The following is a 6,446-nucleotide window of genomic DNA, read 5'->3' on the forward strand; positions in this document are numbered from 1 at the left end:
GTGAATTAGCAATAAAAAGGCTTTAGATTCCTTAAATCCCAAGCCTTTACGTATTAAACGTATTTATCAAGAATAACGGTTATTTTTTCTTTCAAAAGTGGTATTTCTTTTTCAACCACGTTCCATACTATTCCATTATCTACTCCAAAATAATCGTGAATTAAAACATCTCTTAATCCCGCCATCTCACGCCAAGGTACATGGGGATTTTGCTTTCGAAAATCTATTGTAACACGTTTAGTTACGAATGACCGCATCTTGAATTAGTTTAGAACTAAAAAAGTCACTTTCACCATTTGAAATATATAATTCAATATTTTCTATGCACTCCAAAATATGAAGCAAATAGATTTTGTCCTTTTTCATAATTGAATAGCTCCGTTTACCACATCTTCTTTCATACCCCAATGAATCGCGTTCTCTGTTACAACATCGACTTTAATACCGAGTATGTCTTCAATCTCTTGTTTAAATCGAACCAGATCAAACAAACTTCTGTCTTTCTCAAATTCTACAAGTAAATCAAGGTCACTTGTAGGTCCATCTTCATGCCTTGCAACTGAACCAAAAACCCGTACATTATAGATGCCATGATCATCTGCAATTTTTAATATTAAATCACGCTTTTCTTGAAGAACATCATATAACATAACGAATCCCTCACATTCTTCCTTACTATTAATACCATTATATCATGTCTTTTTATAAAAGTTCATTCTTTGGAGCAGGACATCTTTTTATGTATGCCTGTTTAAAAAGCGCGTTAATCCTTCTGGATCAACGCGCTTTTCTTTTGTTTTCGATGGCAGTCTTATAGTTCATCAAACCCATTCTCATCGGAGGTTTTCGTGTACTGTCTTGATTTTTGCTCAAAGAAGTCCGTTTTGCCAAGGTCCACTTCCTGATAGGCGATAATCCATCTTAATGGATTGGTTCGATGCCCTTCGAAGGGGGCAGTAAAGCCTAGTTGTTCTGCCCGTTTGTTTGCCATGAACTTGATATATGCTTCCACGTCTGACAAAAGTAGCCCGTCGATCTCGTTGCCGATAATGTATTCAGCCCACTCAGTCTCCAATCGTGCCGCTTTTTGGAAGGCTGTCGTTCCAAATTCTCTCAGTGATTCTGTGTCATATTCTGGATTTTCAAGGAGAATCTCTTTGAAAATTTTTTCAAATAACCCTACATGCAGCTGTTCGTCCCGGTTGATGTAGTTAATCATCGTGCTGGTGGCGACCATTTTCTGATTCCGCGCAAGGTTATAAAAGAAGGCGAAGCCCGAGTAGAAAAACAGGCCTTCGAGAATGACATCATAGATGATGGAATGCAACAAATTTCCTATGCTTGGATGTTCCGCGAACCCTTTATAGCCGTCCGTGATAAATTCATTCCGCTTGCGCAGGATCGGTTCTGTCCGCCAGTAGTCGAACACTTCCTCTTGCTTCGACTTGGATACGATGCTTGATAACACGTAGCTGTAGGAATGGTTATGGATTACTTCCTGCTGTGCCAAAATGATCATTAATGCATTTAAACTGGAATCGGTGAGATAATCGGCAACTTTGCCAGCATAGTCTGTTTGAATGCTGTCAAGGAGTGCCAGCAGACCGATGATTTTCAAAAAAGCATCCTGTTCTTTTTCGGAAAGCATGGAAAATTGCTTGATATCCTTTGACATATTGATCTCAAAAGGAGTCCAGAAATTCCCCAGCATTCTCTTGTATTTTGGATAAGCCCAGGGGAAACGGACATCATCCCAATTCAATATATTGGAACTCTGGCCATTTAAAATGCCAGTTGAAGCATTGGGAGCTCCAACGTCTACAAGGTTTCTTTTCTTCAATTGCGTCATTGATTTTCATCCTTTCTTTTAACTATGGCAGCTCTCACATTCAGCAAACTCACTGCTGGAGGTGGAGCGGACGTAATACGTCGTTTTCAGTCCGGACTTCCATGCATCCATATGCAGCTCCAGCAGCGCTTTTGCCTTAATGTTGTTTGTGACGTAGAAATTAAACGAAATCCCCTGATCGATATGGCGCTGTCGGCGGGCATTCTGTCTGATGCTCCAATGCTGATCCACGTTATAGGCTGTCTTATAGAACCACATCGTTTCGGCCGATAAATCTGGTGCGGTCACAGGGATTTTATAATCCTTCTTCTCCTCGGAGTATTCCAACCTAAAAACCGGATCAATACTTGCTGTCGAACCAGCTAGAATCGAAGTGGAAGAATTTGGAGCTACCGCCATCAGATACCCATTTCTGATTCCATTCTGCTTTACTTCCTCAGCCAGGTTGTCCCAGCTGTCACCAATGTATTGTCTTTTTTTGAAAAATTGTCCTGTTGACCAGTCCGATCCTGCGAAATAAGGGTATGCCCCTTTTTCTTTTGCCAGCTCGAGACTTGCGCTGATAGTGAAAAAGGCAATCGATTCATAGAGACGATCACAATACTCGACCGCTTCTTCACTTTCCCATTTAATCCCTTGAAGAGCCAGTAAATGATGCCACCCAAATGTACCCAGTCCGATTCCCCTGTAGTTCTGGTTGGTTATTTGCGCCTGGAGGACAGGAATTTCATTGATATTGATAACATTATCGAGCATCCTAACTTGGATGTTGATCACTCTCTCAAGTACATCATCTATCACGCTCTTTGCTAAAGAAATCGAGGATAAGTTGCAGACAACAAAGTCCCCCGGTTTTTTATAGATTACTATCTTTCCGTCCTGCACCGTTTCCTCTTCAAGGAGGGTAGGGCTCATATTCTGGGTGATTTCTGTGCAGAGATTGCTGCAGTAAATCATCCCTTTATGGTGATTTGCATTGAGCCTGTTGACCTGATCCCTGTAAAACATGTAGGGGGTGCCGGTTTCGAGCTGAGAAATCATGATGGATTTAAAGATTTCAATAGCAGGAACCACTTCGTGTGACAAACCAGATTGATGGACGCAAGCCCAATATTTTTCGCGAAAGGAGCCAGCCCCCTTCTCCTCATCAAAATGATCTTCAAGGGAAAATCCCATGACCCTCCTTACTTCATGAGGATCGAACAGATACCAGTCCCCACGGTTTTCCACCTGTTCCATAAATAAATCCGGGATACATATGCCTGAAAATAAATCATGCGTCCGCTGGCGCTCGTCTCCATTGTTCAGCTTGGCATCAAGGAATGAGAAGATGTCTTTATGCCACACATCGAGATAAACAGCAATCGCCCCTTGACGCTGTCCTAATTGATCAACCGAAACAGCGGTGTTATTCAGTTGTTTCATCCACGGAATGACTCCCGAACTGACCCCTTTAAAACCTTTGATATCACTGCCGCGACTTCTGATCTTTCCAAGGTAAACGCCAATTCCGCCCCCGTTTTTGCTTAAGGTGGAAATATCCGTATTCGAGTCGTAAATACTTCTTAAATCATCAGCAACTGTATCAATAAAGCAGCTCGATAACTGGCCATAGCTTTTGCCAGCGTTCGATAATGTCGGTGTGGCGACTGTCATATATAAATTGGAAAGCGCCCAGTAAGCCTCTTCCACTAATGGAATCCGCTTTTCCTTTGGTTCTTCAGCTAACAATGTCATCGCGATCATCATGAATCGCTCCTGTGGAAGTTCGGCAATATCACCATTTTGTGTGCGTGCCAGATACCTTTCCGCCAAGGTTAAAAGCCCTATATAGGTAAACAGCTTGTCTCTCTCTGGATCGATGACTTTTTCCAGGTGATCTATTTCGTCACGTGAGTAGGATGCTAACACTCGATTGTCATAGATCCCAATCTCTATTAAGCTATTGATCAACTCATAGAATGAACCGTAACCAGATTCTATTCTTCCATTTCGGAAATGGGCACTAAGTCTGTATAATTTTTTTAAATAAAACCCCGCAGCTACATATGTCCATTCAGGCTCGTCCCGGTTAATTCGTTCCACTGCGGTCAAAATCAACATGTTCTCGATCTGATCATCGGTCATATCCTTCACTTCAAGGGCTTGGTCCACCTTTGCTTTGAAAAATGGAAAGTCCAATTTAGGGAACGCAAACTCTATTTCTGCGATCAGTTTTGCTGCATTTTCATCCTTTGCTTGGATACTCATTGATTATCCCTCCAACTTGATTGCTTTTTCTTGCTTCCAGCCTGCGCTTCCTTCGCATATCGGCAGTATTGAACATCTCCCGTTCTTGATCGTTTTCTGGAATGACCCTTGCGACTGGCTCCGGTTTACCATTCTCATCCTTCGCGATCATCGTAAGAATTGACGTGGTCGTCAGCGTTCTCCTGCTTGTTTTCAAGTTTTCACTTTCCACTTTCACGAATACTTCCATTGATGTTCTGCCTGTTGAAATGACCACCGCTTCGAGTGTTAAAATATCGCCTACTACCGCGGCAGACAGAAAGTTAACCGAGTCAATCGAGGCGGTGACAACTGCCCTCCTGCTGTGTTTCATCGCGGCAATTGCGGCGATTTCATCAATATAGGACAGCACGGTTCCGCCAAAAATCGTGCCAAGATGGTTTGTATCTGGCGGCAGGACGAGCCTGTTCTGAAATGTCCTTGACACATTTGCTGATAATCCTTCCATGTCCGACCTCCTGTGTGTAAAAAATGCTCCCTGAAAAATAAGAAAAACCCATCTCGAAAGATGGGTTTAAGTAACGTTGATATCCTAACAGCTCATATAAAGCACCAAAAACAGCATGAGACTATCAATTTATCCCCGTATACCTTCCCTATTCCCGAAGAAGATAACACGAATAAATATGGCAGGTCTCCTGACTTGTGCATCACCCTATTTTAAGGCCTTCCCATCTATTTGTTAGACAGTGGTTCATCCTTATTTCGTCAGCACTTACAGTTGCGGGAACAGTTCTGGATTCACACCAGATTCCCTATTAAGTCTTATTCAGACACCATACTTATCGGCAATTTCAATATTTAGATGTAAAAATCTCTTACTAACACAATATATTGTGTTATATGAATTGATAGTAAATCATCTTACCTGCTTTTTCAACTATTTTTCACTATTCATTTGAATATTTGACAGTTAAGATGTCTTCTTGATGTTGATTACTTTTCCTTCTTGGCGCCATTTTCTGAATTCTACAGCAGCCGTAAAAAGAACGTCTGTCGATGAGTTAAGTGCCGTTTCAACAGAGTCTTGCACAACGCCAATGATAAAACCTACAGCAACCACTTGCATCGCGACATCATTTGGGATGCCAAATAAGCTGGCTGCGAGAGGGATCAGCAACAATGAGCCGCCAGCAACACCAGAAGCACCGGCTGCACTGATGGCAGCCATCACACTAAGAAGGATGGCGGTTGGAATATCCACTTGAATGCCAAGTGTATGGACAGCAGCCAGTGTCATCACGGAAATCGTTACAGCTGCTCCTGCCATATTAATCGTTGCGCCTAACGGAATCGAAACAGAGTAGGAGTCTTTATCCAGCCCTAATTCTTCACAAATTTTAATATTCACAGGGATATTAGAAGCTGAACTTCTTGTAAAGAAAGCGGTAATCCCGCTTTCTTTTAAGCATTTAAACACAAGCGGATATGGATTTTGCCTTATCATCGTGTACACGATAAGGGGATTGACGATAAGCGCAACGACCAGCATACAGCCTATTAAAACCGCAAGCAATTTTCCATAACCAAGCAAGGAACTAAGCCCGTTTGTCGTAATGGATTCAAATACTAGACCCATAATGCCAAGCGGAGCAAATTTTATAACCCAGGCGACAATCTTGGACATAGCATCGGCTAAATTGCCAATCACCACTTTTGTTGAATCTGCTGCACTTCTCAGAGCAAAACCGATCAGGACTGCCCAGGCTAAAATTCCGATATAATTAGCATTTATAAGAGCGTTAACCGGATTGTCAACAATATTGAGCAATAATGTTCTAAGAACCTCTACCACACTTCCTGGAGGCGTCATTCCTTCGGTGCCAGCTGTCAATTTCAAGCTTACCGGAAACAGGAAGCTAGCAATAACGGCGATAAGTCCCGCCAAGAACGTTCCTAAAAAATAGAGGAAAATAATCATTTTCATGTTTGTTTTCTGTCCGCGTTTATGCTGGGCAATCGCCGACATAACCAGGAACAATACCAAAATGGGAGCAACTGCTTTCAGAGCCCCTACAAATAATGATCCAAAAATGGCAACAGGCTTTGCAACTCCAGGGATTGCAAGTGCCAGGATCACCCCGATTACCAGACCAGCAATGATCTGCTTCACCAGGCTTACTCGGTTCAATTTCTTTAGTAAATTGTTCATCGTCCTCTCCCTCACAAGTATCTTTTTGTTTGCCATAAGAGCCGTTTCATGTAATCTGTATTATAGATACTGAAATATCATAATACAATTTGTGAACTACTCCCACCACTTACCACCCTTACAGGTCGCTTGAAGTGGGGGCTTCTCGACTTATCG

The 6,446-nt window shown here is 42.2% G+C and carries 6 protein-coding genes and 1 riboswitch; all 6 genes read right to left on the reverse strand.

The window, feature by feature from the left end:
• Positions 1-53: 53 nt before the first annotated feature.
• Positions 54-257, reverse strand: a complete 204-nt coding sequence (locus UB32_RS20845) for a HepT-like ribonuclease domain-containing protein (RefSeq protein WP_198528162.1) — start codon at positions 255-257, stop codon at positions 54-56.
• Between the two features lie 105 nt (positions 258-362).
• Positions 363-650: a nucleotidyltransferase family protein gene (locus UB32_RS04915; RefSeq protein WP_044391705.1), complete on the reverse strand. Its 288-nt coding sequence runs from the start codon at positions 648-650 to the stop codon at positions 363-365.
• Positions 651-811: 161 nt separating this feature from the next.
• Positions 812-1,849, reverse strand: a complete 1,038-nt coding sequence (locus UB32_RS04920) for a ribonucleotide-diphosphate reductase subunit beta (RefSeq protein WP_044391708.1) — start codon at positions 1,847-1,849, stop codon at positions 812-814.
• Between the two features lie 18 nt (positions 1,850-1,867).
• Positions 1,868-4,099, reverse strand: a complete 2,232-nt coding sequence (locus UB32_RS04925) for a ribonucleoside-diphosphate reductase subunit alpha (protein WP_044391711.1) — start codon at positions 4,097-4,099, stop codon at positions 1,868-1,870.
• Positions 4,077-4,586: an acyl-CoA thioesterase gene (locus UB32_RS04930; RefSeq protein WP_044391712.1), complete on the reverse strand. Its 510-nt coding sequence runs from the start codon at positions 4,584-4,586 to the stop codon at positions 4,077-4,079. The genes UB32_RS04925 and UB32_RS04930 overlap by 23 nt, the downstream gene beginning before the upstream one ends.
• A 163-nt stretch (positions 4,587-4,749) precedes the next feature.
• Positions 4,750-4,934, reverse strand: a riboswitch (cobalamin riboswitch).
• Positions 4,935-5,051: 117 nt separating this feature from the next.
• Positions 5,052-6,290 (reverse strand): serine/threonine transporter SstT, encoded by a 1,239-nt coding sequence (gene sstT / locus UB32_RS04935; protein WP_044391714.1) that lies wholly within the window; start codon positions 6,288-6,290, stop codon positions 5,052-5,054.
• Between the last annotated feature and the right edge of the window lie 156 nt (positions 6,291-6,446).

This window comes from Mesobacillus subterraneus (genome assembly GCF_000934845.1).
GTDB classification, from domain to species: Bacteria; Bacillota; Bacilli; order Bacillales; family Cytobacillaceae; genus Mesobacillus; species Mesobacillus stamsii.